This window comes from Streptomyces sp. NPDC046821 (assembly GCF_040645335.1).
Classification (GTDB): Bacteria; Actinomycetota; Actinomycetes; order Streptomycetales; family Streptomycetaceae; genus Streptomyces.
Genome location: NZ_JBEYYB010000010.1, coordinates 97,287 through 123,194 on the forward strand (window position 1 = coordinate 97,287; position 25,908 = coordinate 123,194).

Consider the following 25,908-nt stretch of genomic DNA (forward strand, 5'->3'; position numbering starts at 1 on the left):
GCGGGTCGCTCGACGGGTGGCGGTGAGGCGGCCGCGCGACTGTGCCGACGTGGCGGCGGTCGGGCGGCTGCGGCGGCCGGGTTCCGGCGGGGCGGCAGCAGCGGCGGCGTGGCGGCCAGCCCGCTTGCCCCGGCGCTTCAAACCCCCGAGCGCCCCGCAGGGCCCCCCGATGTGCCGCACGTGCTCCAGTGGAAGAGGGTCATGCCCACGCTCGTCGCCAGGTTGTAGCTGGAGACCTGGGCCCGCATCGGCAGCGACACCAAGTGGTCGGCGCGGGCGCGCAGTTCGGGGGAGAGCCCGCTGCGCTCCGAGCCGAAGGCGAGGAGCGCGTCGTCCGGCAGCGCCATCGCCCGGATGTCCTCGCCCTCCGGATCGAGCGCGTACACCGGACCCGGCGGAAGCTCCTCCACCGCCAGGCGCTCGACCGCCGTCGCGAAGTGCAGGCCCGCGCCGCCGCGTACGACCGTCGGATGCCAGGGGTCGAGGCTGCCGGTCATGACGACGCCGGTCGCCCCGAAGCCGGCGGCGAGGCGGATGACGGCGCCCGCGTTGCCGAGGTTGCGGGGGTTGTCGAGGACGACGACCGGCGCGTTCCTCGGCAGTCGTGCCACGGCGGCCAGGTTCGCCGCGCGGTCGGGCCGCGCCGCCAGCGCGGCCACCCCAGTGGGGTGCAGACGAGGCACCAGGGCCCGCAAGGACTCCTCCGGCACCTCCACCAGAAGCCCGTCCAACGCGTCCCGCACGTCGGGCGCCAGCTCCTCCGCCAGCGCGAGCGCCGCGGCCCGACTCGTCGCCAGAGCCACAGGCACGCGCGCGCCGAACCGCAGCGCGTGCTTGAGCGCATGGAACCCGTCGAGGAGCACCGACCCCTCGGCGTGCGCGCGCCACGCCCCGACGCCGGCGGCATCCGCCCTGTTCATCCGGCCTTCTCCACGCTGCTCGAAGTCATCGGGTGAAGCCTACGTGGGCCTGTTCGGCGCTCTCCTCGGCCCGCGGCCCCGGCAGCGTCGGCGCATGGCCCGTACGGGAAAACAGGCCTCCACGCGCGCGTGCCGCCCAGCCGCCCAGCCGCTTCAGGAACGACGTCGGCAGGAACACCGCGTCGGCGGCGATCATCGCGAGCGAGAAGAACGGCAGCCCGAGCAGCACCGCGATCACCGCGTGCTCGCACATCATGGCGACAAGGAGCACGTTCTTGACGCGCCGGTTGAACAGCGTGAACGGGAAGGCGACCTGCACCAGGACCGTCCCGTACGACACGAGCATGATCATGATCCCGTGCGAGGCGAGCAGGTCGCCGAGGGCGGGCCAGGGCGAGAAATAGTCCAGGTGGAGCGGGTAGTAGACGGCGGTTCCGTCCTGCCAGCGGCTGCCCTGGATCTTGTACCAGCCGGCCGTCGCGTAGATCAGGCAGGCCTCCGCCATGATCACGAAGAGCGCGGCGTTGTGGGCGAGGTTCGCGATCACGTCGAGCAGCATCCGGGGCTCCCCGTACGGGTCCCTCCGGTTCACCGCCCACCACAGGCCCTGCACGGCCCACAGGCCCCAGAAGACGATCAGCCAGCCCCAGCTCACGACCCCCAGGAAGGTGATCGCGGAGAGCCCGATCCCGGCGAGCCACCACAGCAGCGGCCCCACCCGGTCCGGCCGCCCGAAACCGTCCTCACGCGCGCGTGCCGCCCGTCGCGCGTCCAGCGACCAGACCTGCCCGCACCGCGTGAACACCAGGTACATCGACATCAGATGGATGACGTTGTCGCCGCCGTCCCCCATGAAGATGCTGCGGTTCTGCAGCGACAGCACGCCGATCATGAAGAGGACGGACATCGTCCGGGTCCGCCAGCCCAGCATCAGCAGCGCGCTGACCAGGACCGCGGCGAAATAGACGAACTCGAACCAGACGCGGCCGTCCGACCACATCAGCGCGGTGAAAGCGCCGTTGCCTGCGATGAGCTGCCGCGCCATGTCCCAGCTCCACGGCCCGTCGGGCCCGTACAGCTCGTGGCGGTTGGGGATCTCGCGGAGCAGGAACAGCAGCCAGGTCGCGGAGAACCCGATCCGGATGACGGCACTCTGGTACGGGCCGAGAGCGGCACCGGTGACAAGGTCGATACGGCCGATACGGTTCACCGGGCACCCGCCGTTCCGGCCGCGGCACGCGCGCGCGTGCCGTCGTCGAGGGCCCTGTCCGCGACCGTCACCGTCCACCAGGGGTTCTCGCGGTAGTAGGGCTTGAGGTCGACTTTCTCGCCGCTCCACGAGGGCGGCTCGACATTGGTGGTCTGCGAGCGGACCTGCACGCGCGTGATGCTGCCGGGCTTCGTGCTGTCGCCGCCGGTCAGGCCGCTTTCGGCGGACAGGCGGAGGACGACGATGCGGCGGATGTAGCGCTCGGACAACTGGCCGCGCAGCCCGTTCGGACGGTTCTCCCCGTCGTGCGACGACATGTAGAAGTCCCACGCCCGGCGCAGCTCGTTCTGCTGCGTGTGGCTGGGCAGCAGGTTCCCGTCTATCGCGGCGCCGTCCTGCGCCGACAGGTCGTACCAGCCGGTCGTGCGCGTACCGCCGTCGGCCGTACGGATCTCGGCGCGGGCCTGCACGGCGATGTTCTGCTGGAGCGGGTTGGGCGCGAACAGCTTCCAGTTCTGCTCGAATTCCGGATAGACCCAGCCGTCGACGGCCCGGCCGTACTTCTTGGAGACGGTGTTGGGCGGCGCGACGTGCAGAAACACCATGGCCAGATGCGTACACGCCCCGACGGCGATCAGGACGAGGGCGAAGGCGCCGAGGATCTGGTAGCGGAGGGAGAGGGCGGAGAGGCCTGTACGGGGGGTGAGCGCTTCGACCGGCTGGGCGAGGGCCGGCTCGGACGCCTGTGCTTCCGGGTGCGCTTCAGGGCTCACAGGGGTTACTCGGCCCAGCTCCGGCCCGCGCGAAGGCGCCGGACTCCGCTCCTGCCAAGGCTCCGCGCCCGGCGCGTCCGACGGCTCCGCGCCCGGCCCGTCCGACGGCTCCGCGCCCGGCCCGTCCGACGGCTCCGGACTCGGCCCCGGACTCGGCTCCGGGTCGGAACGCCGGGCCGTCGAGCCCTTGTCGTACGCGTCCATGCCGCCGTCTCCCGAGTTCTCCTGATGCCGTTGGCCGGCGCCATTGCCGAACCGATTCCTCGCCGCACGGCCCACTCCGGACTCCCGGCACCGCACCGGCACCGTACTCAGCCGCGCGTGCGAGGCACAGGCCCATCGGGTTTTCCGCAGCGGCCCATGGAGTTATCCGGAGTTATCCACAGGCCGGACCTCGCAGGGTTGACACCTTACGGCGCCTCGTCCCACCATTGAATCCGACGAACCGAACGATCGGTCGGGAGATTCGCTCAGGTCGAGGGAGACCGGGATGGCGACAGCAGCTGCGCACCAAGCGGCGCGGACACAGGCGGCCCACGCCACGTCCGACGCCACCGGCACGTCCTCGGGCCCGGACTCGGGCACCGCCGCGTACCAGACAGCGTTCGACACCGCCGTGGCGGCGGAGGAGCGCATCGAGCCCCGCGACTGGATGCCCGACGCCTATCGCGCGACCCTCGTGCGCCAGATCGCCCAGCACGCCCACTCCGAGATCATCGGAATGCAGCCGGAGGCGAACTGGATCACGCGCGCGCCCTCCCTGCGGCGCAAGGCGATCCTGATGGCCAAGGTCCAGGACGAGGCCGGCCACGGCCTGTACCTGTACAGCGCGGCCGAAACGCTCGGCACAGGCCGCGACGAGCTCCTCGACAAGCTGCACAGCGGCCGCCAGAAATACTCGTCGATCTTCAACTACCCGACGCTGACCTGGGCGGACGTCGGCGCCATCGGCTGGCTCGTGGACGGCGCCGCGATCACGAACCAGGTCCCCCTGTGCCGCTGCTCGTACGGGCCGTACGCGCGCGCCATGGTCCGGATCTGCAAGGAGGAGTCCTTCCACCAGCGCCAGGGCTACGAGCTGCTCCTCGCCCTGAGCCGCGGCACCGACGCCCAGCACGCGATGGCGCAGGACGCCGTCGACCGCTGGTGGTGGCCCTCGCTGATGATGTTCGGCCCTCCCGACGACGAGTCGGCGCACTCGGCGCAGTCCATGGAGTGGAAGATCAAGCGCCACTCGAACGACGAGCTCCGCCAGCGCTTCGTCGACATCTGCGTACCGCAGGCCGAGTCCCTCGGACTCACCCTCCCCGACCCCGACCTCAGATGGAACGAGGAGCGCGGGCACCACGACTTCGGCGCCATCGACTGGACGGAGTTCTGGGAGGTCCTGAAGGGCAACGGCCCGTGCAACGAGCAGCGGATCACCCAGCGCAGGCGGGCACACGAAGAGGGCGCCTGGGTCAGGGAAGCGGCCGCGGCCCACGCGGCCAAGCACTCGGGAGCGAACGGGATGACCGGGAAGAACGGGAAGGCGACGGCATGAGCGACGCGAAGGACTGGCCGCTGTGGGAGGTCTTCGTACGCTCCCGGCGCGGGCTGTCACACACCCACGCCGGCAGCCTGCACGCCCCGGACGCCGAGCTCGCCCTGCGGAACGCACGCGACCTGTACACGCGCCGCGGCGAAGGGGTCTCCATCTGGGTCGTCCCCTCGGCCTCGATCACAGCTTCCTCGCCCGACGAGAAGGACCCCTTCTTCGAGCCCGCCGCCGACAAGCCGTACCGGCACCCCACGTTCTATGAGATCCCGGAAGGGGTGAAGCACCTGTGACCACCTCTCCGACGACCTCTCCGACGACCTCAGAGACCAACTCGCCTTCTACGGAGCGCCCGACCGTTTCTACGGAGCACCCGGCCGTCAGCGCCGCCGCCGCGCTCGCCCTGGGCGACGACGCGCTCGTGCTGTCGCACCGGCTGGGGGAGTGGGCCGGACACGCTCCCGTCCTCGAAGAAGAAGTCGCCCTGGCCAACATCGCCCTCGACCTCCTCGGCCAGGCCCGCGTCCTCCTCTCCCTGGTCGGCGACGAGGACGAGCTGGCCTACCTCCGCGAGGAACGCGCCTTCCGCAACATCCAGTTGGTCGAGCAGCCCAACGGCGACTTCGCCCACACCATCGCCCGCCAGCTCTACTTCTCCACCTACCAGCGCCTCCTCTACGGACACCTCGCCACGGCCGACGACCCGCTCACCGGCCTCGCCGCCAAGGCGGTCAAGGAGGTCGTCTACCACCAGGACCACGCGGAGCAGTGGACCGTACGCCTCGGGGACGGCACCCCCGAAAGCCACGACCGGATGCAGCGGGCCTGCGACGCCCTGTGGCGCTACACAGGGGAGATGTTCCAGCCAGTCGACGGCATCGAAATCAACTGGCAGGAGATGGAGGCAAGTTGGACCGTGTCGATCACCGCCGTCCTTGAGCGGGCGACCCTGAAGGTCCCAGAAGGCCCGCGTACGGGTGCCTGGAGGGCCGGCGCCGGACGCCAAGGCCTGCACACCGAACCGTTCGGACGGATGCTCGCCGAGATGCAGCACCTCCACCGGAGCCACCCGGGGGCGACATGGTGACCAGGACCCCCGAGGCCTCCGCCCGGAGCGCCTCCGCCCAGAGCGCCACCGGCCTGAGCCTCACCGGCCAGAGCGCCACCGGCCAGACGGAAACGCCGCTCGAAGCGGAGCTGCGCAAGCTCGCCGGCTCCGTCCCCGACCCCGAGCTGCCCGTACTCACCTTGACCGAGCTGGGCGTTCTTCGCGCCGTCCACTGCCACACCCCCAGCAGCGTCGAGGTGGAGCTGACCCCCACCTACACCGGCTGCCCCGCCGTCGAGACCATGTCCACGGACATCGAGCGCGTCCTGCACGACCACGGCATCGCCGACGTCACCGTCCGCCGCGTCCTCACCCCGGCCTGGACCACGGACGACATCACGGACGAAGGCCGCCGCAAACTCCGGGAGTTCGGCATAGCGCCGCCCCGCGCAGTCCAGCCGGGCCAAGGACCGGTGACCGTCACCCTGGGCCCCACCCGCACCACAACACCCGCGCCCACACCTGCGCTCACCCCGACCGAACCGACCGAACCCACCGACCCGGCCGCCGCCGCACTCCTCGGCGCCCCCGAGGCAAGCGACGCCCCCCTGCGCTGCCCGCACTGCGGCTCCACCGACACCGAACTCCTGAGCCGCTTCTCCTCCACCGCCTGCAAGGCCCTGCGCCGCTGCCTCGACTGCCGTGAACCCTTCGACCACTTCAAGGAGTTGTGATGGCCCGCTTCCACCAGCTCCGCGTAGCGGCGGTCGACCGGCTCACGGACGACTCCGTGGCCCTCACATTCGACGTCCCCGAAGCCCTGCGCGAGGACTACCGCCACGCGCCCGGCCAGCACCTCGCCCTGCGACGCCCCGCCGACGACGACGAGATCCGGCGCACCTACTCGATCTGCTCACCGGCCCCCGGCCCCGAAGGCCCCCGGACCCTCCGCGTCGGCGTCCGCCTGGTCGAGGGCGGAGCGTTCTCGACGTACGCGCTCAAGGAGGTCGCCGTCGGCGACGCCATCGAGGTGATGATCCCGGCCGGCCGCTTCATCCTCGAACCCACCCCCGGGCTCTACGCCGCCGTGGTCGGCGGCAGCGGAATCACCCCGGTCCTGTCGATCGCGGCCACGCTGCTCGCCCGGGAACCCGAGGCGAGGTTCTGCCTCATCCGCAGCGACCGCACCGCGGCGTCGACGATGTTCCTGGACGAGGTGGCCGACCTCAAGGACCGCTACCCCGACCGGTTCCAGCTGGTCACCGTCCTCTCCCGCGAGGAGCAACAGGCCGGCCTCGACTCCGGCCGCCTCGACCAGGAACGCCTGACGACCCTGCTGCCCGCACTGCTCCCCGTCGACGACGTCGCCGGCTGGTACCTGTGCGGCCCCTTCGGACTCGTCCAGGAAGCCGAGCGCACCCTGCGCGCACTCGGCGTAGGAAGAGACCACATCCACGAAGAGATCTTCCACGTCGACGACGGAGCGGCACCCGCACGCCCCGCACCGAGCCTCGCGCACTCCACGGTCACCGCCCAGCTCGACGGCCGCTCCGGCACCTGGCCCGTCGACGAAGGCGAATCACTGCTGGACGCCGTACTGCGCAACCGCCCCGACGCGCCGTACGCCTGCAAGGGCGGCGTCTGCGGAACGTGCCGCGCGTTCCTCGTCTCGGGCGAGGTACGCATGGACCGCAACTTCGCGCTCGAACCCGAGGAGACCGACGCCGGCTACGTACTCGCGTGCCAGTCCCACCCGGCCACGGAAAGGGTGGAACTGGACTTCGACCGCTGACCCGAACCGGCCTGACGGGTGCACTGGCCGACCGACCGCCCCCGCACACCCCACCGGCCCCCCGCCTTCCCTTCTTATAGAACCTGTTCTATCTTGACGCACCGTCAGATCATGGCGCGTCGTCACGATGAACCGGTGCACGGGAGGACAGGGCAGTGGACTTCACCTTCACCGAAGAACAGCAGGCGGCCGTCGAGGCGGCCAAGGCCGTGTTCGGCCCCGTCGCACCCGACGGCGTACCGAGCCCGGCCCTCACGTCCGGCGCGGTGGCCGACGACTTCGACCGATCCCTCTGGTCGAAACTCGCCGACGCCGACCTGCTCAGCCTCCTGCTCGACCCCGAACACGGCGGCGCCGGCCTCGACGCCATCGCGCTCTGCCTGGTCCTCCGCGAATCCGCCAAGGTCCTCGCCCGCGTCCCGCTCCTCGAACACACGGCGACCGCCGTCGCCGTACAGGCCTACGGCAGTGACGAGTTGAAGAAGCGGATCCTCCCCCAGGCGGCCCGCGGCGAACTCGTCCTCACGGCCGCCTCCGCAGGCCGCACCGGACACGACCCGGCCGAACTCGCCGTCAACGCCCACCGCGACGGCGACACCTGGACCCTCGACGGCACCCAGACCGGCGTCCCCTGGGCGCACAACGCCGACCACATCGCCGTACCCGCCCACACCCAGCAAGGCAGCACCGTCATCGCGGTGGTGCCCAACCCGCACGAGGGCCTCACCCTCGCCGAGCAGTTCTCCACGTCCGGCGAACGTCTCGCCGAACTCCACCTCGACAACGTGCGTCTCGATGCCCACCACGTCATCGAGGCCGACGAAGCCTGGGACCGGCTGAACCAGCTCCTCACCACGGGAACCTGCGCCCTCGCCCTCGGCCTCGGCGAAGCCGTCCTGCGCATGACCGGCGACTACACCAGCAAGCGCGAACAGTTCGGCCACCCCGTGGCCACGTTCCAGGCCGTCGCCGTCCAGGCCGCCGACCGGTACATCGACCTGCGCGCGATGGAAGCCACCCTGTGGCAGGCCGCCTGGCGCATCAGCACCCGAGCGGGCGGACCGCTCCCGGCCGCGGGCGACATCGCGGTGGCCAAGATCTGGGCGTCGGACGGCGTACGACGCGTCGTACAGACCGCCCAGCACCTGCACGGCGGCTTCGGCGCCGACACCGACTACCCGCTGCACCGCTACCACGCCTGGGCCAAACAACTGGAGCTGTCCCTCGGCCCCGCCGCCGCACACGAGGAGACACTCGGCGACCTCCTGGCCGCCCACCCCCTCGGCTGAGGCGCCGCGCCGAGCGGGCACGAACGCTCAGAGACTCAGAGCACGAAGCCCGACTGTCCCTTGTCGTCCACGACGGGCCGCCCCACGGCGGCCCACACCTGCATACCGCCGTCCACGTTCACCGCGTCGATGCCCTGCTGCACGAGGTACATCGTCACCTGGGCGGAACGCGCGCCGGACCGGCAGATCACGTTGACCCGGGCGTCCTGGGGTGCCGCCTCGGTCAGCTCGCCGTAGCGCGCCACGAACTCGCTGATCGGAATGTGCAGCGCGCCCTCGGCGTGGCCCGCCTGCCACTCATCGTCCTCACGGACATCGAGGAGAAAGTCCCCGTCCACAAGCTCGCCGACCTCAACCGTGGGCACACCAGATCCGAAATGCATACCCCCGACGCTACCCGACCCGCCCGGGCCGGCGGCCCGCCGCGGGCACCACCGCCGTGGCCGGCGGCTCGCCGCAGGCGCCACCGCCATGGCCGGCCGTTCAGCTACCGGCGACCTGCTCGCCCGTCAACCGCTGCAGCTCCGCCTCACGCTCGGAGACCTGCGCGAGCAGCTGCTCCGCGATCTCCTCAAGAAGCCGGTCGGGGTCGTCCGGCGCCATCCGCAGCATCGCGCCGATCGCACTCTCCTCCAGCTCGCTCGCGATCGCCGTCAGCAGCTCCTTGCGCTGCGCCAGCCACTCGAGCCGCTCGTACAGCTCCTCGCTCGGGCTCGGCTTCCGCTCCTCGGGCGCGGGCCCCTCGGCCCACTCGTCGGACAGCTCCCGCAACAGGCCTTCGTCACCGCGCCCGTACGCAGCGTTGACCCGCACGATGAACTCGTCGCGCCGGTCACGGTCCTTCTCGTCCTGCGCCAGATCGGGGTGCGCCTTACGGACGAGCTCCCGGTAGAGCTTGCGCGCCTCGTCGCTCGGGCGAACCCGCTGCGGAGGCCGCACGGGCTGATCGGTGAGCATCGCCGAAGCCTCCGGCGACAGCCCGTCCCCGTCCATCCACTGGTCGAACAGCTCCTCGACACCGGGCATGGGCAGAACCCGCGCCCGAGCCTCGTCCGCCTTACGCCGATCCTCCGAATCCCCGGTACGCGCGGCGACCGCCTCGGCGATCAACGCCTCCAGCTCGTCCAGCCGCGTATACATGGGGCCCAGCTTCTGGTGATGCAGCCGGGAGAAGTTCTCCACCTCGACCCGGAACGTCTCCACCGCGATCTCGAACTCGATCAGCGCCTGCTCTGCGGCAAGCACAGCCCGCTCAAGCCGAGCCTCAGGACGCTCCCCACCAACAGCCGGCCCCTGCGCCTCAGCGGCAGTGGCCTCGGACGCACTCGACTCAGCTCCCGGGATCGTCACCCAACCAGCCTAGGGCACGCCCCACCGAGCCTTGCCCGACGCCTTCTCCCGCTCGGTTCCGGGAGCCTCCCCCTCCCCTCCCCCTCCCCTCCCCCTCCCCTCTCCCTGCGCCCCCCGTTCCTCCTGACCAAAGACACAGAGGCACAGAGGCACAGAGGCACCCCCGCCGTACCCCCGCCCCTCAAACCCCCACCTCAGCCCGCACCCGCCCCTCCCTCACCGCCTTGGCCAGCTCCGCATGGTCGCGTTCCGTGCGGTCGGCGTAGGTGGCCGCGAACTGGGCGACGGCCTCGTCCAGTTCCTCGTTCTTGCCGCAGTAGCCGGCTATCAGGCGGGGGTCGGCGCTGTGGGCGTGGGCTCGGGCGAGGAGGGCGCCAGTCATGCGGCCGTAGTCATCCAGCTGGTCGGCGGCGAGTGCTGTCGGGTCGACGCTTCCCTTGCGGTTTCTGAACTGGCGTACCTGGAAGGGCCGTCCGGCGACGGTCGTCCAGCCGAGCAGGATGTCGCTGACGACCTGCATCCGCTTCTGCCCGAGGACCACGCGCCGCCCCTCGTGGACGACCGGCTGCGTCTCGAACCCGGCTTCGGGCAGATGCGGCAGCAGCGCCGAGGGCCGTGCTTCCTTCACCTGAAGCACGAGTGCCTCTCCCCGATGGTCGAGGAGCAGCACCACGTACGACCTGGTGCCGACGCTGCCCGTGCCGACGACTCTGAACGCGACGTCCTGGATCGCGTAGCGGCCGAGCAGGGGGAGTCGGTCTTCGGAGAGCGTGTGCAGGTAGTCGCCGAGTGAGGCCGCGACGGCCGCCGCCTCGTCGTCGGGGACGCGGCGCAGTACGGGTGGTGCGTCGACAAAGCGACGCGTGCCGTCCTCGGCCAGTTCCGTGGACTTGGCGGCGAAGCGTCCGCTGGTGTTGTTGCGCGCCTTCTGGGATACCCGGTCCAGCGTGCCGGCGAGGTCGTGGGCGTCTGTGTGGGAGACGAGTTCCTCGTCGGCGATCGCGTTCCACGCGTCGAGCGCGGGCAGCCGGGCCAGCAGGCGCATGGTGCGGCGATACGCGCCGACCGCGTCCCGTGCGGCTCTCCGGCAGCTGTCCTCGTCGGCTCCGGCTTCGCGGCCTGCGAGGACGAGAGAGGTGGCGAGTCGCTTGACGTCCCATTCCCATGGGCCGTGCACGGTTTCGTCGAAGTCGTTGAGGTCGATGACGAGGCCGCCCCGGGCATCGGCGTAGAGGCCGAAGTTCGCCGCGTGGGCGTCTCCGCAGATCTGGGCGCCGATACCGGTGACGGGTGTCCGGGCCAGGTCGTGGGCCATGAGGCCGGCGGATCCGCGCAGGAACGCGAACGGGGTCGCCGCCATCCTGCCGACGCGTATGGGGGTGAGTCCTTCGATGCGGCCTCGGTTGGACTCCTCGACCGCGGTGACGGCGTCGGGGCGGTCAGGGTGCGGGGTGAAGGCGGAGTGCGCGGAGCGTGGCACGCGATCGCGCAGGGCCTTGCCCTCTTGTTTGGGCGATCCGGAGGAGGGGCGCACCGCGAATCCTGGGACGGTCGGCAGCCGCCGTGCCGTGAGTTCCTCGCCTGGTGCGGGCACCGCCGTGTCGAGCTCGGTCACGTGGACCGCCTCCCCCGTGTCGGATGTCGCTGAACATCAACTGGCCCCGACCGTACCGTCGGCGACCGAAGCCCGTCAGAGCCTGTGGACAACCTCGCGACTGTGGAAAACCGGACGCCCGAGGGCCACGCGATGGCCATCCCCGCGAAGAATAAGTGTGATTGTCCTCACGTGACCCACCACGGCCCACCACGGCCCGCCGGCCCGCCAAGCCACCCCACCCCGGCCCACCCACACGCAAACGCACCGCACCGGAACGCCCACCCAAGCCGCCCCACCTGCCGCCGCACCCGCAACAACCCCCGCCCGGAACACGTACCGGAACCCGCCCCCGAACACGCAGAAGCCCCGTAGATCCGGAGATCTACGGGGCTTCCGTATTGTGCGCGAGGGGGGAGTTGAACCCCCACGCCCTTGCGGGCACTGGAACCTGAATCCAGCGCGTCTGCCTATTCCGCCACCCGCGCATTGGGTGTGTCTTCCGGCCCCTTGCCCTTTCGGGGTGAGCGCCTTCCGACATGCAGAAGATTAGCACGGTGCGGAGGGTGGATTCACATCCGATTCCCGGCACCCGTTCGAGCACCTGCTCGGACGCCTTCCGAGCAGGCCGGTCCGACGCCCACCCCCGCTGACCTCGCAACCGGCCGGCCCGGCGACGACAGAGAGAGTCGAAGGACGCCCGAACCCATCCACCTGCAATCTCGTCTTACATCTCGTCCCGCAAACCAGAGCTGCGACCAGACCCGCAACCAGAGCTGCAACCAGTCAAGGATCTCGTCAGGGATCTCCTCAGGCATCCCGTCCGTTATCCCGTCACACCCGCAACGTTCCGTACCGTCGGGAGGGACCCCGACAAGGGACCCCGGCCACCACTCACCCCGCACCTCTGCTCGCCCCGCCCGCACCCACCCCGAACCCGCCCTCTCAAACCCCCCTCCCCCATCCCCTCCCGGCTCCTTACCCGCGTGCGCGACACTGTCCGGGAGGCCCCTCTACGATCCAGCTGTGAGCGTCGACACTCGTCGACCGGGCTGACAGGGGGAACCAGCCGATTTCCCGGCGCGTGGATACGATCAGTAAGCAGTACCAGGACGAAAACGAAGGAGGAGGTGCCCCATGGGAGTCCTGAAGAAGTTCGAGCAGCGTCTCGAGGGTCTGGTCAACGGCACCTTCGCCAAGGTGTTCAAGTCCGAGGTCCAGCCCGTCGAGATCGCCGGCGCTCTCCAGCGCGAGTGCGACAACAACGCGACGATCTGGAACCGCGAGCGGACCGTCGTCCCCAATGACTTCATCGTGGAGCTGAGCGCGCCGGACTACGAGCGCCTCAGCCCGTACTCGGGCCAGCTCGGCGACGAGCTGTCCGGGATGGTGCGCGACTACGCGAAGCAGCAGCGCTACACCTTCATGGGACCGATCAAGGTCCACCTGGAGAAGGCGGAGGACCTGGACACGGGTCTCTACCGGGTGCGCAGCCGTACGCTCGCGTCGAGCACGAGCCAGCCGCAGCCGCACGAGCCGCACCAGGCTCACCAGCCGCCCATGCCCGGCCGGGGTCCGGCGTCGCCGCCCCAGGCAGGCGGGGGCTACGGCTACCCGCCGCCGGCGAGCGCGCCGCCCATGCCCGCGGGGCCGCCTCCGGGCCGTCCCGCGCAGGCTCCGGCCGGTGGCCGGCCGCGTGGCGCGGGTTCGGCGGCGGGCGCGCAGGTGCGCCACTGGATCGAGATCAATGGCACACGCCACCAGATCTCCCGCCCCACTCTGGTCCTCGGTCGCAGCACCGAAGCCGATGTGCGGATCGACGACCCCGGCGTCTCTCGCCGGCATTGTGAGATTCGGACCGGAACGCCCTCGACGATCCAGGATCTCGGGTCCACCAACGGCATCGTGGTGGACGGGCAGCACACCACCCGCGCTACGCTCCGCGACGGCTCGCGGATCGTCGTGGGCAGCACCACCATCATTTACCGGCAAGCCGAAGGGTGAAGCGGGGGCAATGTCAGAGCTGACCCTTACGGTCATGCGGTTGGGTTTCCTGGCCGTTCTGTGGCTGTTCGTGATCGTGGCCGTCCAGGTCATCCGTAGCGACCTGTTCGGCACGCGCGTCACCCAGCGGGGGTCGCGTCGTGACAGCGGGCGCCAGCAGGCGGCTGCCCGCCAGGCCGCGCCGCCCCAGCAGCGTGCCCAGCAGAGCAGCGGCGGGGGCGGTGGGCGGCAGCGCCGTGGCGCTCCCACGAAGCTCGTCGTCTCCGAGGGGACCCTCACGGGCACCACGGTGGCGCTGGCGGGCCAGACCATCACGCTGGGCCGTGCGCACGATTCGACGATCGTCCTGGACGACGACTACGCGTCGAGCAGACATGCCAGGATCTACCCGGACCGGGACGGTCAGTGGATCGTCGAGGACCTGGGGTCCACGAACGGCACGTATCTCGACCGGACCCGGCTGACCACCCCGCAACCGATTCCGCTGGGCGCGCCGATCCGCATCGGCAAGACCGTCATCGAGCTGCGGAAGTAGTACGACAATGAGCGAGCGGAGCGAGCGAGCCGACGCGGTCACCCACGACCTGAGCGCGCTCCCGACCGGAGGGTGGGCACCGTGCGGATGTACCCGGAGCCGACGGGCGAGGTGCGCATGAGTTTGTCCCTGCGCTTCGCCGCCGGATCGCACAAGGGCATGATCCGCGAGGGGAACGAGGATTCCGGTTATGCCGGTCCGCGTCTTCTCGCGATCGCCGACGGCATGGGGGGTCAGGCCGCCGGTGAGGTCGCCTCGTCCGAGGTGATCTCGACGATCGTCGCGCTCGACGACGACGTTCCGGGTTCCGACATCCTCACGTCGCTCGGCACGGCCGTGCAGCGGGCGAACGACCAGCTTCGGATGATGGTCGAGGAGGACCCCCAGCTCGAGGGCATGGGGACGACCCTGACCGCTCTGCTGTGGACGGGTCAGCGCCTCGGTCTCGTGCACGTCGGTGACTCGCGTGCGTATCTGCTGCGTGACGGTGTGCTGACGCAGATCACGCAGGACCACACGTGGGTGCAGCGTCTCGTCGACGAGGGCCGCATCACGGAAGAGGAAGCCACGACGCATCCGCAGAGGTCTCTCCTCATGCGGGCGCTGGGCAGTGGTGATCATGTCGAGCCGGACCTGTCGATCCGTGAGGTGCGGGCCGGTGACCGGTATCTGATCTGTTCCGACGGTCTCTCGGGTGTCGTCTCGCATCAGACGATGGAGGAGACGCTCGCCTCGTATCAGGGTCCGCAGGAGACGGTTCAGGACCTGATCCAGCTGGCGCTGCGGGGCGGTGGCCCGGACAACATCACGGTGATCGTGGCGGACGTCCTGGACATCGACAGTGGTGACACGCTCGCGGGTCAGCTGTCCGACGCCCCGGTCATCGTGGGCGCGGTCGCGGAGAACCAGCAGCACCAGCTGCACGACGGTGGCGCCATGCAGACGCCGGCGGGCCGTGCCTCTGAGCTGGGCCGCGGGTCCGGCAGGCAGGTGCCCGGTCAGGCCGGCGGCGGTGGCGAGTTCGGCCCGCCCGGCAGTGGCGAGCAGGTCGGTTACGCTCCTGAGGGGGGTTTCGGCGCGTACGGGGACGATGATTTCGTCAAGCCGCGGCGTGGCCGGAAGTGGCTCAAGAGGTCGTTCTTCATCGCCCTGACGCTGGGTGTCGTGGGCGGTGGTCTGTACGGCGGGTACCGCTGGACGCAGACGCAGTACTACGTCGGTTCGAACGAGTCGCATGTGGCGCTGTACCGCGGGATCAGCCAGGACCTGGCGTGGGTGAGCCTCTCGAAGGTCGAGACGGACCACCCCGAGATCGAACTCAAGTACCTGCCGCCGTATCAGCGCAAGCAGGTCGAGGCCACGATCACCGAGGGCAGCTTCGGTGAGGCCAAGAGCAAGATCGACGAGCTGTCGCTGCAGGCATCCGCGTGCCAGAAGGACGCGGAGCGCCGTCAGGCGGAGAAGGAGAACGAGGGGAACGCGAAGACCGGCGCGGGTCAGGCGGGTGGCACCACCGGCGCCGCCAAGGCGTCCTTCACCACGTCGCACGGTTCACCGACCACGCCGAGCCCGACATCCACGCCGTCCGAAACGGCCAAGTCCAAGACCGTACCGACGCCCACACCTGGCCCCAGCCTCTCGGAGGATGAGCAGAAGCTGGTCCCGCTGTGCGGTAAGCAGTAAGCAGCCGTTGGGGGCCTTTGCACGCCATGAGCAGTAGCACTACACACACGTCGACCATCGGCGCGATCGGTGCGCCGAGCCGGCGCAACACCGAGCTCGCGCTCCTCGTGTTCGCCGTCGTCATCCCCGTCTTCGCGTACGCCAACGTGGGCATGGCGATCGACGGTTCGCTGCCCGCCGGGCTTCTCGGCTACGGGCTCGGCCTCGGCCTGATGGCGGGCGTCGCGCACATCGTGGTGCGGCGGTTCGCGGCGTACGCCGATCCGCTGCTCCTGCCGATCGCGACCCTGCTCAACGGTCTGGGTCTGGTCATCATCTGGCGGCTCGACCAGTCGGAGCGCCTGCAGCAGCTCGCGAAGATGCAGTACGGGGCGTTCAGCCCGTCCGCGCCGAAGCAGCTGATGTACTCGGCGATCGGTATCGCCCTGTTCGTGGGCGTGCTCATGCTGCTCAAGGACCACCGGATCCTGCAGCGCTACACGTACATCTCGATGGTGGGTTCGCTGATCCTGCTGCTGCTGCCGCTCGTGCCGGGTCTCGGTATGAACGTGTTCGGCGCGAAGATCTGGATCAGCGTGGCCGGGTTCTCGATCCAGCCCGGTGAGTTCGCGAAGATCGTCATCGCGGTGTTCTTCGCGGGTTACCTGATGGTGAAGCGGGACGCGCTGGCGCTGGCCAGCCGCCGTTTCATGGGCCTGTACCTGCCGCGTGGCCGTGACCTCGGTCCGATCATCGTGGTCTGGGTCATGTCGATCCTCATCCTGGTGTTCGAGACGGACCTCGGTACGTCGCTGCTGTTCTTCGGCATGTTCGTCGTGATGCTGTACGTCGCCACCGAGCGCACCAGCTGGATCGTGTTCGGTCTGCTGATGTCGGCGGTCGGCGCGGTCGGTGTGGCCTCGTTCGAGCCGCACGTGCAGATGCGTGTCCAGGCGTGGCTCGACCCGATGCACGAGTTCCTGCTGAGCCGGCAGGGCGTCCAGGGTCACTCCGAGCAGGCGATGCAGGCGCTGTGGGCGTTCGGTTCGGGCGGTGTCCTCGGTACGGGGCTCGGCCAGGGTCACTCGGACCTGATCAAGTTCGCCGCGAACTCCGACTTCGTCCTCGCCACGTTCGGCGAGGAGCTGGGTCTCGCGGGGATCATGGCGATCCTGCTGCTGTACGGGCTGATCACCGAGCGCGGTCTGCGGACGGCTCTCGCGGCGCGTGACCCGTTCGGCAAGCTGCTGGCGGCCGGTCTGTCCGGCGCGTTCGCGATCCAGGTGTTCGTCGTGGCCGGCGGTGTCATGGGTCTCATCCCGCTGACCGGTATGACCATGCCGTTCCTCGCGTACGGCGGTTCGTCCGTGATCGCGAACTGGGCGCTGGTCGGCATCCTGATCCGGATCAGTGACACCGCGCGCCGTCCCGCGCCCGCCCCCGCTCCCAGCCCCGACGCCGAGATGACCCAGGTGGTCCGACCTTGAACAAGCCCCTGCGCCGGATCGCGATCTTCTGCGGGCTCCTCGTCCTCGCTCTGCTGATCCGTGACAACTGGCTCCAGTACGCCCAGGCCGACAAGCTCAAGTCGGACAAGCAGAACCCGCGCGTCGCGATCGAGCGGTACGCGCAGCCGCGCGGCGACATCATCGTCGACGGCAAGTCGATCACGGGTTCCGTGGCGACGGACGGATCGCTCAAGTACAAGCGGACCTGGAAGGACGGCCCGATGTGGTCGCCCGTCACGGGTTACGCGTCGCAGCTGGTCGGTGCGAGCCAGATCGAGAGCATCGAGGACGGCATCCTCACCGGTAACGACGACCGGCTGTTCTTCCGCCGCACCCTCGACATGATCACCGGCAAGAAGAAGGAGGGTGGCAATGTCGTCACCACCCTCAACGCCGCCGCGCAGAAGGCCGCGTACGACGGTCTGAAGAACCGGGGCAAGGGTGCCGCCGTGGCGATCGACCCGAAGACGGGTGCGATTCTCGCGATGGCGTCGACTCCTTCGTACGACCCCTCGTCGTTCGCCGGGATCATGACGAAGGACGGCGACACGTTCGGGAAGCTCGACAAGGACAAGGACAAGCCGCTCACGAACCGGGCGCTGCGCGAGACGTACCCGCCGGGTTCGACGTTCAAGATCGTGACGGCGGCGGCGGCCCTCGAGCACGGGCTGTACAGGGAAGCCGACTCGCCGACGGACACGCCGCTTCCCTGGGTCATGCCCGGTACGCAGACGGAGCTGAAGAACGAGGGGAACATCCCCTGCAAGAACGCGACGCTGCGGGTGGCCCTGCGCTACTCCTGCAACACCGTGTTCGGCAAGATCGGCGCGGACCTCGGCAAGGACAAGATGCTGGAGACCGCCGAGAAGTTCGGCTTCAACAAGGAGCAGTTCACTCCGGTCCGTTCGAACGCGTCCGTGTTCTCCAACGACATGAACACGTCGCAGACGGCGCTGTCCTCGATCGGCCAGTTCAACACCGCGGCGACGCCGCTGCAGATGGCGATGGTGGCCGCCGCGGTCGCCAATGACGGCACGCTCATGGAGCCGTACATGGTCAGCCAGCTGCAGGCGCCGAGCCTGGACGTCATCGAGCAGCACACGCCGAAGAAGATGAGCCAGCCGCTGTCGCAGAAGAACGCCCAGATCCTTCAGTCGATGATGGAGACGGTCGTCAGCGAGGGCACGGGTACGAACGCGCAGATCCCCGGCTACATCGTCGGCGGCAAGACGGGTACCGCCCAGCACGGCCTCAACAACAGTGAGAAGCCTTACGCCTGGTTCCTCTCGTACGCGAAGGCCAAGGACGGCAGCTCGCCGGTCGCGGTCGCCGTGGTCGTCGAGGACGGCAGCGCCAACCGCGACGACATCTCCGGTGGCGGCCTGGCCGCGCCGATCGCGAAGAGCGTGATGGAAGCGGTGCTCACCAAGAAGTGAGCCCGGTCACGTCTCCTTCACAACGGTGCACGTTGCGGTACCGGTCCTGTATCGGGTGACGGTCTGGGGCAGGTGGGGCAGAACATGCCGGGTACCGTGTGCCCGGACAGCACACCGTCCGACCCCGCACGGGTGCCGGCCGGGACCGACGGAGAGGGCTGGTAGGTAACCATGGAAGAGCCGCGTCGCCTCGGCGGCCGGTACGAGCTGGGCCAGGTGCTCGGCCGTGGTGGCATGGCGGAGGTCTATCTCGCCCATGACACCCGGCTCGGACGCACCGTGGCGGTGAAGACGCTGCGCGCGGACCTCGCGCGTGATCCGTCGTTCCAGGCCCGGTTCCGCCGGGAGGCCCAGTCGGCCGCCTCGCTCAACCATCCCGCGATCGTCGCCGTGTACGACACCGGTGAGGACTACATCGACGGGACCTCCATCCCGTACATCGTGATGGAGTACGTCGACGGGTCCACGCTGCGTGAGCTGCTGCACTCCGGGCGCAAGCTGCTGCCCGAGCGCTCCATGGAGATGACCATCGGCATCCTCCAGGCGCTCGAGTACTCGCACCGCGCGGGCATCGTCCACCGTGACATCAAGCCGGCCAACGTCATGCTGACGCGGACCGGTCAGGTCAAGGTGATGGACTTCGGCATCGCCCGCGCCATGGGTGACTCCGGCATGACCATGACGCAGACGTCCGCCGTGATCGGCACCGCCCAGTACCTCTCCCCGGAGCAGGCCAAGGGCGAGCAGGTCGACGCCCGCTCCGACCTGTATTCGACGGGCTGTCTCCTCTTCGAGCTGCTGACCGTGCGGCCGCCCTTCGTGGGCGACTCGCCGGTCGCTGTCGCGTACCAGCACGTGCGGGAGGAGCCTCAGCCGCCGAGCGTGTTCGACGGCGAGATCACGCCCGAGATGGACGCGATCGTCCTGAAGGCGCTCACCAAGGACCCGGACTACCGCTACCAGTCCGCCGACGAGATGCGGGCCGACATCGAGGCCTGCCTGGACGGGCAGCCCGTCGCGGCGACCGCGGCGCTCGGCGCCGTCGGCTACGCCGGCCACCCGGACGACCAGCAGACCGCGATGCTGCGCCCGCAGGGCGGCGGCGGTGCCGCGACGTCGATGCTGCCTCCGGTGAACCCGGACGACGGCGGCTACGGCTACGACGAGCGCCCCGACCGGCGCCGCTCGAACCAGGGCAAGAACCGCACGTCGACGATCCTGCTGGTCGTCGCGGGCATCCTCGTCCTGGTCGGCGCGATCCTGATCGGCAAGTTCATCATGAGCGGGGGCAGCGGGAGCAACGATCCGTTCCCGGCGCCGAACTTCGTCGGCAAGACGGTCCCCGACGCCAAGCTCGCCGCGTCGAACCGCGATCTCAAGATCGACGCCTCCAAGAGCGAGCCCTGCGACAAGTACCCCAAGGGCCAGGTCTGTACGCAGAACCCGGCCGCCGGGTCCGACGTCAAGAAGGGCGACACCGTCACGCTGACCGTGTCGACGGGCGCGCCGAAGGTCACCGTGCCCGACATGCGCGGCCTGGACTACAGCGAGGCCGAGACGCAGCTCACCGACAAGGGTTTCCAGGTCACGAAGGAGACGAAGGAGTCGAGCCAGACCCCGAACGTCGTCATCAGCCAGGACCCGCAGAACGGCACCAAGGTCGAGAAGGGCAGCACGATCACCCTTACCGTCGCCAAGGAGAAGACGCTGGCCACCGTGCCGGACGTCTCCAACAAGACGTGCGACGAGGCCACGACGCAGCTCGAGGCGAGCAACCTGAAGGCCGTGTGCACCGAGGAGGCGAACGGCTCGGCCGAGGCCGGCAAGGTCTTCTCGCAGAGCCTCGCCGCAGGATCGTCGGCCGATCCGGGATCCACGGTCACGCTGAAGATCGCCAAGGCGCCGGAGCAGATCACGATCCCCGGTGACATCGGCGGCAAGAAGCTCAAGGACGTCCAGAAGCAGCTGTCGGACATGGGCCTCGTCGTGGCGCTCGCGCCCGGCGCGTCGAACGACGAGAACGCGACGATCGTGAGCAGCCAGCCCGCCCCGAACTCCCCCGTGAACAAGGGCGACACCGTCACCCTCTTCACCGTGCCGCCCGGCAACGGGAACGGCAACGGGAACGGGAACGGCGGCGGGATCTTCGGCGGGATCACCGGCCAGTAGGACGAAGCTGTCAGGAAAGAGCCCCGGCACCGCGCTTGCGGTGCCGGGGCTCTTTCATGGGCTTACGAGAGTGTGCGGGTCAGCGCAGCTCCGGCGGCGGCGTCCGCTTGCTGTCGACCTTGTCGACGCGCTCCAGCTCGCCCCACACGATGTAGCGGTACGTGGACGTGTAGACGGGGGTGCACGTCGTGAGCGTGATGTAGCGGCCGGCCTTCGTGACGCCCGACTCCTCGGGGATCGCGCCGAGGACCTTCACGTTGTACTTCGAGGTCTCGGGAAGGATCTCGTACACCTTGTAGACGTACCAGTTGTCCTTCGTCTCGAAGACGATCGGGTCGCCCTTCTCGATCTTGTCGATGTTGTGGAACTTGGCGCCGTGCCCGTCCCGGTGGGCGGCGAGCGCGAAGTTGCCCGTCTTCGCCGACGGGAGCGCGGACTTCACCGGGTCCGTGTAGTAGCCGGCGACACCGTCGTTGAGCACGCTCGTCGAGGTGCCCTTCTCGACGAGCACCTCGCCGTTCTTCATCGCCGGTACGTGCAGGAAGCCGATGCCGCCCTTGGTGTCCAGCGCGCCCGGACCCGGGTCGGTCCACTGGTGGCGGACCTGGTCGCTCTGCTTGTCCGCCGCGCGGTCCGCGAGCACGTTCGTCCACCACAGCGAGTAGGCGACGAACAGGCCGAGCACCAGGCCGGCCGTGATGAGGAGCTCGCCGAAGAGACTGACGGCGGCGGCGATACGGCCACGTCCTCGTCGTCGTCGCGCGGGCGGGGCCTCGTCGGTCCGCGCGGCCCCCTCGTCCTGGTCGGTCGTCGCTGCCACTGCTCGTGCCCCGTCCCTGTTCTTGTGCCTGTGCCTGTGCCTGTGCCTGCGGTCTGCGGTCTGCGGTCTGCGGTCTGCGGTCTGCGGTCTGCGGCTGCTGTATCTGCGGCCGCTGCTCCGGCCGCTGTGTGTCCCGCCGCCGCCCCGGCTAGCGCACGAGCGCGTCCGGCTTCCCCTTGCTGCGCGGCCGTTCCTCGACCATCTTGCCCCAGACGATCATTCGATACGTGCTGGTGAATTCCGGCGTGCACGTGGTCAGCGTGATGTACCGGCCCGGAGCAGTGAACCCGGAGCCGGGCGGCACCGGATCGAGGACGGACGTGTTGCTCGGCGGGGTCTGCGGAAGGATGCTCGTCATCTTGTACACGTAGTACGTGTCCTGCGTCTCGACGACGATCGGATCACCCGGCTGGAGCCGGTTGATGTAGCGGAACGGCTCGCCGTGCGTGTTGCGGTGCCCGGCGATGCCGAAGTTGCCGGTCCTGGCGTCCGGCATCGGTGTGTCGATGCTGTCCTTGCCGTAGTGGCCGACCATGCCGCGGTCCAGGACGTTCGTCTTGCTGATGCCCTCGGCGATCGGCACGACGACGTCCAGCTTCGGGATGCGCAGGATCGCGAACCCCTGGCCCGGCGCGAACTTGTCCGGCTTGCGCTTGCCGTTCGCCCAGTCGTCCTGAAGGTGATGCGCCGCGCTGCCCGCCTCGTCGTGAGCCCGTATGTTCGACCACCACAGCTGGTACGTGACGAAGAGCAGCATCAGTACGCCGATGGTGATGAACACCTCGCCGATCGCGCGGCTGGCGACCTCACCGGTACTGGGCTTCAGTGCGCGTGCGGCACGGCGTGCTTCTACGCGGCTGAGGGGGCGGGCGTCGGGGTCACCGGACGTGGTTGAGTCACCGGACGCGGCGGCGGGGTCACCGGGCTTGGCCGACCTTGCCGTCTGCACGGCCGCAGCCGAGTGCCGGCCGCCCTGCTTGGCAGCCTTCCGGCGCGCGGCCCGGCCACCGATCGCTACGGGTTCGTCCCGGCGGTCGGGGGCTGCGGGCTCGGGGTCCGCCGCCGTGTATCCCTGCGCTATTCGCCGGGTGTCCGCCGTCCGCAGGGCTACGGTCTCGTCGTCGGCGACGATCTGCGGGGCCGGCTCCGTGTAGGACGGCGGGGCTTCGGCGTAGATCGGGGGCTGGGCCTGGGGTCGAGCGTCGGGCTGAGGCTCGGGCTCGGTCCGGGGCTGGGGTTCGGGCTCATGGTGCGCCACGTCGGCGGCGCGGAACCACGGCGAGGGATGCTGCCCCGCCTGCCCCCCGGAGGGCACAGCCGCAGCCCCCGGCAACGGGTCGTTCAGCGGATCGTCGAGCCCCTGAACGGCCGCCTCGAACGCGTTGGCAGCCTCGTACGGATCCTGCTCGTACGAGGCTCCCTCGCGCTCGGGGCGCAGGGCGGTCACGCCGAGGCCCTGCCCACGACCGGGGCGAGCCCGGCCGATCGCGCCACCGCTGTCTTGTCACCGCACTCTGCCAGCCAGTTGGCCAGCATCAGATGGCCGTGCTCGGTGAGGACGGACTCGGGGTGGAACTGCACGCCCTCGACGGGCAGTTCGCGGTGGCGCAGGCCCATGATGATGCCGTCGTCGGTGCGCGCCGTGACCTCGAGCTCGTCGGGGACGGTCTCCGGTTCGGCGGCGAGCGAGTGGTAGCGGGTCGCGGTGAACGGGCTCGGCAGACCCGCGAAGACGCCCTTGCCCTCGTGCCGGACCAGGGACGTCTTGCCGTGCAGGAGTTCGGGCGCGCGGTCCACGACCCCGCCGTAGGCGACCTGGATCGACTGGTGGCCGAGGCAGACGCCGAGCACGGGCACGCCGGTCGCGGCGCAGTGGCGCACCATGTCGATGCAGACGCCGGCCTGTTCGGGGGCGCCGGGCCCGGGGGACAGGAGGACGCCGGCGAAGCCGTCCTGGGCGTGCCGGGTCTCCACCTCGTCGTTGCGCAGGACCTCGCACTCGGCGCCGAGCTGGTAGAGGTACTGGACGATGTTGAAGACGAAGCTGTCGTAGTTGTCGACCACGAGAATGCGGGTGGGATTGCGCTCGCCCACTAGTTGTTCACCGTCACATCGTTGAAGGGCAGCAGAGGCTCGGCCCACGGGAAGACGTACTGGAAGAGCACATAGACCACTACGAAGACGAGCAGGAGCGAGATCAGTGCCCTGATCCACGTGTTGCCCGGCAGATGCCGCCAGATCCAGCCGTACATGCCGTCCCTTCCGTCGAGGTACGGCAACAGACTAACGGCGCAGGGCCTCCGGTTTCCCGGCCTCCGCGGGCTGGGTGGCGTCAAGATGTGCCCACACGATGAGCCGGTGGCTGTGGCCCCACTCCGGCTCACAGGTCGTCAGGGTGAGGTAGCGGCCCGGCTCCTTGTATCCGGACTCGCGCGGCACGGGGTCGATGACACCGACATCGGTGGGCAGCGTCTTGAACGGCTTGGTGTCGATGCGGTACGTGAACCAGGTCGTGCCGTCGGTGAGGACGACCGCGTCGCCGGGGCGCAGCTCGGGGAAGTCCTTGAACGGGTCGCCGTAGGTGCGGCGGTGGCCGGCGACGGCGAAGTTGCCTTCCTGGCCGAGCTGCGCGGTGCCCGCGTAGTGGCCGAGGCCCTTCTGGAGGATGTCCACGCCGGTGCCCTGGAGCACGGGCTTGTTCCACGTGAAACCAAGCCGCGGGATGTACATGACGGCGAAGGGCTTGCCGTCCTTGTAAGGGGGAGGGGGTGCGACGCCGCTGTCCGCCTCGCCGGTGCCCGACTTGCCGTCGTCTGTGGGCGTCGTCCCCCCGGACTGTGCGGCCGCCACCGAGCCCTTGGACCACTGGTTCTGGAGGCTGTCGATCTGGTTGTTCATGACGCTGTCGGCCTTCACGCCGGTCCAGAACAGGATGTACACGACCAACAGCACCATGAGGGCGCCGATGGTGATGCACAGTTCGCTCAACGTCCTGACGACCACTCGTACCGACACAGACTCCCCCGGCGGCTACTCCACAGGCTTCGCGTAGTGGAGATCCACTGTGCCCGAGTAAGCGGGAAGAGTCACCGCCCCGTCGTCCTCGACTTTCCAGCCGAGGCCGTAGGCGTTGACGTAGAGCATGTAGTTCTGGATCTGCGGCGAGACGGCGAGGGCCTTCTTCAGCTTCTCGGGGTCCCCGACCGCGGTGATCTTGTACGGGGGTGAGTAGACGCGGCCCTGGAGGATCAGGGTGTTGCCGACGCAGCGCACGGCACTCGTGGAGATGAGCCGCTGGTCCATGACCTTGATGCCCTGCGCGCCGCCGCTCCAGAGCGCGTTGACGACGGCCTGGAGGTCCTGCTGGTGGATGACCAGGTCGTTGGGCTGGGGCTCGGGGTAGCCGGGGAGCTTGGGGCCGGCGTTCGGCGGGGCGTCCATGAGGGTGACCGAGACGGCGTCGCCGCTCACCTTCAGCGTGCCGGACGCCTTCTCCAGGGCGGTCAGCTTGGCGTCGGCGGCCTTGTCGGTGCCGCGGCGCTCGGCGAGGGACTCGACCTGGTCGCGGATCGCGCTGTTCGTCTCCTCGAGCTGGCCGTTCTTGTGGCTGCGCTCCTGGATGAGGTCGGAGAGCTTCAGCAGCGAGGTGTCCGTACGGATGTTGGTGCCCTTGGCCGTGTTGAAGCTGGTGAAGAAGATCAGCCCGGCCAGGGCGAAGACGGCGACGGTCAGCAGGCGCACAGGTCGCAGGCGTATGCGCGGGCGGCCCCCGCCGGGGGCCTCTTCCCGGGAGTCGGCTGAATTGCTCAACGTACCCTTATCTCCTTCGGCGCCGCGGAAGCACTACGCTAACGGACGCCCGGGGGAGCGCCGAGTTTCCCCTTGTACGCTGCCCAGAGCCAGCCCACGTTCTCTGCGCGGCCACGCAGCGCATCGACAGGAGAGACCCTCGTGCCGAAGTCACGTATCCGCAAGAAGGCCGACTACACGCCGCCGCCGGCGTCGAAGCAGGCGGCGAACATCAAGCTGACCAACCGCGGCTGGGTCGCGCCGGTCATGCTCGCGCTGTTCCTGATCGGGCTCGCCTGGATCGTCGTCTTCTACGTCTCCAACGGCACCATGCCGGTGAACGCGCTGGGCAACTGGAACATCGTCGTGGGCTTCGGCTTCATCGCCGCCGGGTTCGGCGTCTCCACACAGTGGAAGTAGCTCTGCCCTCAGTTATCCACTGAGTTATCCACAGCTGTTTCCACAGTGGGGA

General features: G+C 69.4%; 25 protein-coding genes and 1 tRNA gene. 13 read left to right on the forward strand and 13 right to left on the reverse strand.

The window, feature by feature from the left end; genetic code table 11:
* Nucleotides 1-137: 137 nt before the first annotated feature.
* Genes ABZ893_RS21460 through ABZ893_RS21470 form a run of 3 tightly spaced genes read right to left on the reverse strand, consistent with a single transcriptional unit; the run spans nt 138 to nt 3,107 of the window.
* Nucleotides 138-920 (reverse strand): TrmH family RNA methyltransferase, encoded by a 783-nt coding sequence (locus ABZ893_RS21460; protein ID WP_361406050.1) that lies wholly within the window; start codon nt 918-920, stop codon nt 138-140.
* A gap of 25 nt (nt 921-945) precedes the next feature.
* Nucleotides 946-2,130 (reverse strand): HTTM domain-containing protein, encoded by a 1,185-nt coding sequence (locus ABZ893_RS21465; RefSeq protein ID WP_361406053.1) that lies wholly within the window; start codon nt 2,128-2,130, stop codon nt 946-948.
* Entirely contained in the window at nt 2,127-3,107 is a 981-nt protein-coding gene (locus ABZ893_RS21470; protein WP_361406056.1) for a DUF5819 family protein, read from the reverse strand. Before ABZ893_RS21470 ends, ABZ893_RS21465 begins: the two co-directional genes overlap by 4 nt.
* 286 nt (nt 3,108-3,393) lie before the next feature.
* On the opposite strand from ABZ893_RS21470, the gene paaA reads away from it, so the two are divergent.
* From paaA to ABZ893_RS21500, 6 genes are all read left to right on the forward strand, one after another.
* Nucleotides 3,394-4,446: a 1,2-phenylacetyl-CoA epoxidase subunit PaaA gene (gene paaA, locus ABZ893_RS21475; RefSeq protein ID WP_361406058.1), complete on the forward strand. Its 1,053-nt coding sequence runs from the start codon at nt 3,394-3,396 to the stop codon at nt 4,444-4,446.
* A complete protein-coding gene (paaB, locus tag ABZ893_RS21480; protein ID WP_361406061.1) occupies nt 4,443-4,733 on the forward strand; it encodes a 1,2-phenylacetyl-CoA epoxidase subunit PaaB in 291 nt (96 codons plus the stop codon). Before paaA ends, paaB begins: the two co-directional genes overlap by 4 nt.
* A 110-nt stretch (nt 4,734-4,843) precedes the next feature.
* A complete protein-coding gene (paaC, locus tag ABZ893_RS21485) occupies nt 4,844-5,527 on the forward strand; it encodes a 1,2-phenylacetyl-CoA epoxidase subunit PaaC (RefSeq protein ID WP_361406665.1) in 684 nt (227 codons plus the stop codon).
* Nucleotides 5,521-6,222, forward strand: a complete 702-nt coding sequence (paaD, locus tag ABZ893_RS21490) for a 1,2-phenylacetyl-CoA epoxidase subunit PaaD (protein ID WP_361406064.1) — start codon at nt 5,521-5,523, stop codon at nt 6,220-6,222. Before paaC ends, paaD begins: the two co-directional genes overlap by 7 nt.
* Nucleotides 6,222-7,280, forward strand: coding sequence for a 2Fe-2S iron-sulfur cluster-binding protein (locus tag ABZ893_RS21495; RefSeq protein WP_361406066.1), 1,059 nt, complete (start codon nt 6,222-6,224; stop codon nt 7,278-7,280). The genes paaD and ABZ893_RS21495 overlap by 1 nt, the downstream gene beginning before the upstream one ends.
* Before the next feature lie 155 nt (nt 7,281-7,435).
* The gene (locus tag ABZ893_RS21500; protein ID WP_361406069.1) at nt 7,436-8,569 is read left to right on the forward strand and encodes an acyl-CoA dehydrogenase family protein; all 1,134 of its coding nucleotides are present in this window, start codon (nt 7,436-7,438) and stop codon (nt 8,567-8,569) included.
* A 35-nt stretch (nt 8,570-8,604) separates the two neighbouring features.
* Here ABZ893_RS21500 and ABZ893_RS21505 read toward each other — a convergent pair whose 3' ends face one another.
* The 4 genes from ABZ893_RS21505 to ABZ893_RS21520 form a co-directional block, all read right to left on the reverse strand.
* The gene (locus tag ABZ893_RS21505; RefSeq protein WP_361406668.1) at nt 8,605-8,934 is read right to left on the reverse strand and encodes a rhodanese-like domain-containing protein; all 330 of its coding nucleotides are present in this window, start codon (nt 8,932-8,934) and stop codon (nt 8,605-8,607) included.
* A 118-nt stretch (nt 8,935-9,052) separates the two neighbouring features.
* Nucleotides 9,053-9,919: a hypothetical protein gene (locus tag ABZ893_RS21510; RefSeq protein ID WP_361406072.1), complete on the reverse strand. Its 867-nt coding sequence runs from the start codon at nt 9,917-9,919 to the stop codon at nt 9,053-9,055.
* A gap of 181 nt (nt 9,920-10,100) precedes the next feature.
* On the reverse strand, nt 10,101-11,534 hold the full coding sequence (locus ABZ893_RS21515; protein ID WP_361406075.1) for a DUF2252 domain-containing protein: 1,434 nt from the start codon (nt 11,532-11,534) through the stop codon (nt 10,101-10,103).
* 383 nt (nt 11,535-11,917) lie between these two features.
* A tRNA-Leu gene (locus tag ABZ893_RS21520) sits at nt 11,918-12,001 on the reverse strand.
* Between the two features lie 649 nt (nt 12,002-12,650).
* Between ABZ893_RS21520 and ABZ893_RS21525 the strand changes: the two genes are divergently transcribed.
* The 6 genes from ABZ893_RS21525 to pknB all read left to right on the forward strand — a co-directional run bounded on the left by ABZ893_RS21525 (nt 12,651) and on the right by pknB (nt 20,827).
* Nucleotides 12,651-13,517: a DUF3662 and FHA domain-containing protein gene (locus ABZ893_RS21525; protein WP_361406078.1), complete on the forward strand. Its 867-nt coding sequence runs from the start codon at nt 12,651-12,653 to the stop codon at nt 13,515-13,517.
* Nucleotides 13,518-13,527: 10 nt separating this feature from the next.
* Nucleotides 13,528-14,052, forward strand: coding sequence for an FHA domain-containing protein (locus ABZ893_RS21530; protein WP_361406082.1), 525 nt, complete (start codon nt 13,528-13,530; stop codon nt 14,050-14,052).
* 117 nt (nt 14,053-14,169) lie between these two features.
* The gene (locus ABZ893_RS21535) at nt 14,170-15,735 is read left to right on the forward strand and encodes a Stp1/IreP family PP2C-type Ser/Thr phosphatase (RefSeq protein ID WP_361406085.1); all 1,566 of its coding nucleotides are present in this window, start codon (nt 14,170-14,172) and stop codon (nt 15,733-15,735) included.
* Nucleotides 15,736-15,761: 26 nt separating this feature from the next.
* Complete coding sequence (locus tag ABZ893_RS21540; protein ID WP_361406088.1) at nt 15,762-17,201, forward strand: FtsW/RodA/SpoVE family cell cycle protein; 1,440 nt, start codon at nt 15,762-15,764, stop codon at nt 17,199-17,201.
* Nucleotides 17,198-18,658, forward strand: coding sequence for a penicillin-binding transpeptidase domain-containing protein (locus tag ABZ893_RS21545; RefSeq protein ID WP_361406091.1), 1,461 nt, complete (start codon nt 17,198-17,200; stop codon nt 18,656-18,658). Before ABZ893_RS21540 ends, ABZ893_RS21545 begins: the two co-directional genes overlap by 4 nt.
* A gap of 171 nt (nt 18,659-18,829) precedes the next feature.
* A complete protein-coding gene (gene pknB / locus ABZ893_RS21550) occupies nt 18,830-20,827 on the forward strand; it encodes a Stk1 family PASTA domain-containing Ser/Thr kinase (protein ID WP_361406094.1) in 1,998 nt (665 codons plus the stop codon).
* 79 nt (nt 20,828-20,906) lie between these two features.
* Here pknB and ABZ893_RS21555 read toward each other — a convergent pair whose 3' ends face one another.
* From ABZ893_RS21555 to ABZ893_RS21580, 6 genes are all read right to left on the reverse strand, one after another.
* Complete coding sequence (locus ABZ893_RS21555; protein ID WP_361406097.1) at nt 20,907-21,647, reverse strand: class E sortase; 741 nt, start codon at nt 21,645-21,647, stop codon at nt 20,907-20,909.
* A 148-nt stretch (nt 21,648-21,795) separates the two neighbouring features.
* Complete coding sequence (locus ABZ893_RS21560) at nt 21,796-23,094, reverse strand: class E sortase (protein ID WP_361406100.1); 1,299 nt, start codon at nt 23,092-23,094, stop codon at nt 21,796-21,798.
* Nucleotides 23,091-23,741: an aminodeoxychorismate/anthranilate synthase component II gene (locus ABZ893_RS21565; protein ID WP_361406103.1), complete on the reverse strand. Its 651-nt coding sequence runs from the start codon at nt 23,739-23,741 to the stop codon at nt 23,091-23,093. Before ABZ893_RS21565 ends, ABZ893_RS21560 begins: the two co-directional genes overlap by 4 nt.
* Nucleotides 23,741-23,899, reverse strand: coding sequence for a hypothetical protein (locus ABZ893_RS21570; protein ID WP_361406106.1), 159 nt, complete (start codon nt 23,897-23,899; stop codon nt 23,741-23,743). The genes ABZ893_RS21565 and ABZ893_RS21570 overlap by 1 nt, the downstream gene beginning before the upstream one ends.
* A 31-nt stretch (nt 23,900-23,930) precedes the next feature.
* Nucleotides 23,931-24,662: a class E sortase gene (locus tag ABZ893_RS21575; RefSeq protein WP_361406109.1), complete on the reverse strand. Its 732-nt coding sequence runs from the start codon at nt 24,660-24,662 to the stop codon at nt 23,931-23,933.
* Between the two features lie 15 nt (nt 24,663-24,677).
* Nucleotides 24,678-25,403 carry a DUF881 domain-containing protein gene (locus tag ABZ893_RS21580; RefSeq protein WP_361406671.1) on the reverse strand — a complete coding sequence of 242 codons (726 nt, stop codon included), beginning with the start codon at nt 25,401-25,403 and terminating at the stop codon, nt 24,678-24,680.
* A gap of 195 nt (nt 25,404-25,598) precedes the next feature.
* Here ABZ893_RS21580 and crgA point away from each other — a divergent pair, with 195 nt between their 5' ends.
* Entirely contained in the window at nt 25,599-25,856 is a 258-nt protein-coding gene (crgA, locus tag ABZ893_RS21585; protein ID WP_361406112.1) for a cell division protein CrgA, read from the forward strand.
* Nucleotides 25,857-25,908 lie beyond the last annotated feature (52 nt).

Excerpts from the sequence above, each read along its gene's own strand:
- ABZ893_RS21460 (WP_361406050.1), bottom strand. The coding sequence starts at position 920 with ATGAACAGGGCGGATGCCGCCGGCGTCGGGGCGTGGCGCGCGCACGCC.
- ABZ893_RS21470 (WP_361406056.1), bottom strand. The coding sequence starts at position 3,107 with ATGGACGCGTACGACAAGGGCTCGACGGCCCGGCGTTCCGACCCGGAG.
- paaA (WP_361406058.1), top strand. The coding sequence starts at position 3,394 with ATGGCGACAGCAGCTGCGCACCAAGCGGCGCGGACACAGGCGGCCCAC.
- paaB (WP_361406061.1), top strand. The coding sequence starts at position 4,443 with ATGAGCGACGCGAAGGACTGGCCGCTGTGGGAGGTCTTCGTACGCTCC.
- paaD (WP_361406064.1), top strand. The coding sequence starts at position 5,521 with ATGGTGACCAGGACCCCCGAGGCCTCCGCCCGGAGCGCCTCCGCCCAG.
- ABZ893_RS21495 (WP_361406066.1), top strand. The coding sequence starts at position 6,222 with ATGGCCCGCTTCCACCAGCTCCGCGTAGCGGCGGTCGACCGGCTCACG.
- ABZ893_RS21525 (WP_361406078.1), top strand. The coding sequence starts at position 12,651 with ATGGGAGTCCTGAAGAAGTTCGAGCAGCGTCTCGAGGGTCTGGTCAAC.
- ABZ893_RS21530 (WP_361406082.1), top strand. The coding sequence starts at position 13,528 with ATGTCAGAGCTGACCCTTACGGTCATGCGGTTGGGTTTCCTGGCCGTT.
- ABZ893_RS21535 (WP_361406085.1), top strand. The coding sequence starts at position 14,170 with ATGAGTTTGTCCCTGCGCTTCGCCGCCGGATCGCACAAGGGCATGATC.
- ABZ893_RS21540 (WP_361406088.1), top strand. The coding sequence starts at position 15,762 with ATGAGCAGTAGCACTACACACACGTCGACCATCGGCGCGATCGGTGCG.
- pknB (WP_361406094.1), top strand. The coding sequence starts at position 18,830 with ATGGAAGAGCCGCGTCGCCTCGGCGGCCGGTACGAGCTGGGCCAGGTG.
- ABZ893_RS21570 (WP_361406106.1), bottom strand. The coding sequence starts at position 23,899 with ATGTACGGCTGGATCTGGCGGCATCTGCCGGGCAACACGTGGATCAGG.